We start from the raw sequence: 1,796 nt of genomic DNA, 5'->3' as shown, positions 1-1,796 counted from the left end.
GGACGACCCCGCCGTGGAAGTCGGAACTCGTGAGAATCCGGCCCCACTCGGTTCAGAAGTCGTCTCAGACGAGTGGACCGTCGTGGTCAACTCGGTGCAGTTCGATGCGGGATCAGACCCGGCATTCCAGGAAGCGAACGCGTACATCGATCTGAGCGACCTGCCCGCTGACCAGCAGTTCGTCTTGCTCAACGTGACCTACACCTACACCGGGGATGATACGGAGGGCAGCATGCCTGCTTTCGTCCGGACCGACATCGTGACGGCAGACGGCGTGACGCAGCCCTTCGACGTCATTGCCCTGGCCCCGGATAACACGGACCTCACAGCCACGCTCTACTCAGGTGGAACGATCACCGGCAACCTGGTGCGGACGATTCCGACTGCGAGCATCGAGGGCGCGCTCATCGCGGTCACACCGGGAATGTTGACGGACACGGTGTTCGTCTCCGTCGAATAAGGCAGCGAGAGGCGGGCTCCCATCTTTAGGCCCTAAGCCATCACCCACCGGCAAGGGGTTCTCGCCCAGCGTCCAGTTTCGACCACCGCGCCAGAGCCCGCAGGTCTCGTCTCAGAGCACCAACGATGAACGGAAAGAGGGGCTGACGGTTGCCCGTCAGCCCCTCGCTGGTGTTGCTACTGCCGGTTACCCGATGGTGTTGATCCGACCGCAACGGCCGCACTTGAACGCACCCGACGCCTGGGTGAACGGGCCGTACTTCGCTCCGCAGCCCCGACAGATGAGCACGAACGGACCGTTAACCCGACGCGTAACCATCTCAGAACCGCCGCTGCAGAGCGGTCGTGTCCTCGATGCTGGCGAGACCGGCGTAGATCTTCACGGACTGAATGCCGTTCTGCGCCGCCTGCTTCGAGTTGTACATCTCCGACGTGGCGATGACCTCGCCGTTCGGAGCCTTGAGGTTCCAGTAGTACTGGAAGCCATTGCTGGCCTTGTAGATGACGAACTTAGACATGTTGGTTTTCTCCAAACGATCCTGCTTGACACGCCCGACAAGCCACAAGGGCTTGTCGGGCGTCACCGTCACGCGTACGTTGGAAGAAGTTTCCCCTAACCAAGGAATCTCCCGCCCCTCAGAACAGTTGTCGCTGACCTGGGGGGTTTTTCCATCGCTGCTTGCCGACCTCTCCAGAATAATCGAGGGAACGGATATTTTGGGGGTCTACAAGGTGTACGAGTTACACCGTTGTAGTTCACCAGCGCGTCCGCGCGAGTTCTACACAGCTTCTACACCGTTTCATCCACAGCGGGCAGGCCGAACAGACGGCCCTGCATCCGCAGGATTCCGGCGATCCCCGACACCAGCGGAAGAGTTATCCACAGGCGGAGGGTATGTGGGGTTTGCTTCAGAATAATTTATGTGGAATCGCGATTCGGGACGTTCATCGGCGTGTCGCGGGCGTGTCTGCAAGCCGATTCGCGGCTCCGTCATATGTGATTCGCGACCAGTACCCAGCCGGGGACGTCCCCGGTTTCATCCGCGAAGAATGCGCGGAGCCGAGCAGTGGTTCCCGTCGATGTGAGTCGCCCGCGGTCACAGGTGGGTGTCGTCATGGTGGATCCTTTCGTTGAGGGGTCAGCCGATGCCGAGACGGAGGATGAAGAGCCCGGGATAGACGGCGAAGAGCACGGAGAGCGGAAGTATCAGGAAGACGAGCGGGAGGAGCATCAGGATCTCCTTGCGCCCCGCCTGCTCGATCAGCACACGCTTCGCGTCCTCCCGTGCATCCGACGCCTGGGCATGCAGCACTGCGGCGAGCGGTGCACCGTGCTC

Annotated in this window: 2 protein-coding genes and 1 pseudogene; 1 reads left to right on the top strand and 2 read right to left on the bottom strand. The window is 61.1% G+C overall.

The genetic code is table 11. From position 1 onward, the window contains the following. Window positions 1-82: 82 nt before the first annotated feature. Window positions 83-460 (top strand): hypothetical protein, encoded by a 378-nt coding sequence (locus tag DSP71_RS12280; RefSeq protein ID WP_181800728.1) that lies wholly within the window; start codon window positions 83-85, stop codon window positions 458-460. A gap of 319 nt (window positions 461-779) precedes the next feature. Here the strand turns inward: DSP71_RS12280 and DSP71_RS12275 are convergent, their stop codons facing one another. Continuing rightward, a complete protein-coding gene (locus tag DSP71_RS12275) occupies window positions 780-977 on the bottom strand; it encodes a YegP family protein (RefSeq protein ID WP_046748981.1) in 198 nt (65 codons plus the stop codon). Window positions 978-1,598: 621 nt separating this feature from the next. Further along, window positions 1,599-1,796: pseudogene (locus DSP71_RS23735) on the bottom strand (type II secretion protein F); the annotation flags it as partial.

The organism is Microbacterium sp. H6 (genome assembly GCF_003314775.1).
GTDB classification, from domain to species: domain Bacteria; phylum Actinomycetota; class Actinomycetes; order Actinomycetales; family Microbacteriaceae; genus Microbacterium; species Microbacterium oxydans.
This window is presented reverse-complemented; position numbering and strand designations above follow the sequence as displayed.

Coding starts and splice junctions, on each gene's coding strand:
- DSP71_RS12275 (WP_046748981.1), bottom strand. CDS start 977: ATGTCTAAGTTCGTCATCTACAAGGCCAGCAATGGCTTCCAGTACTAC.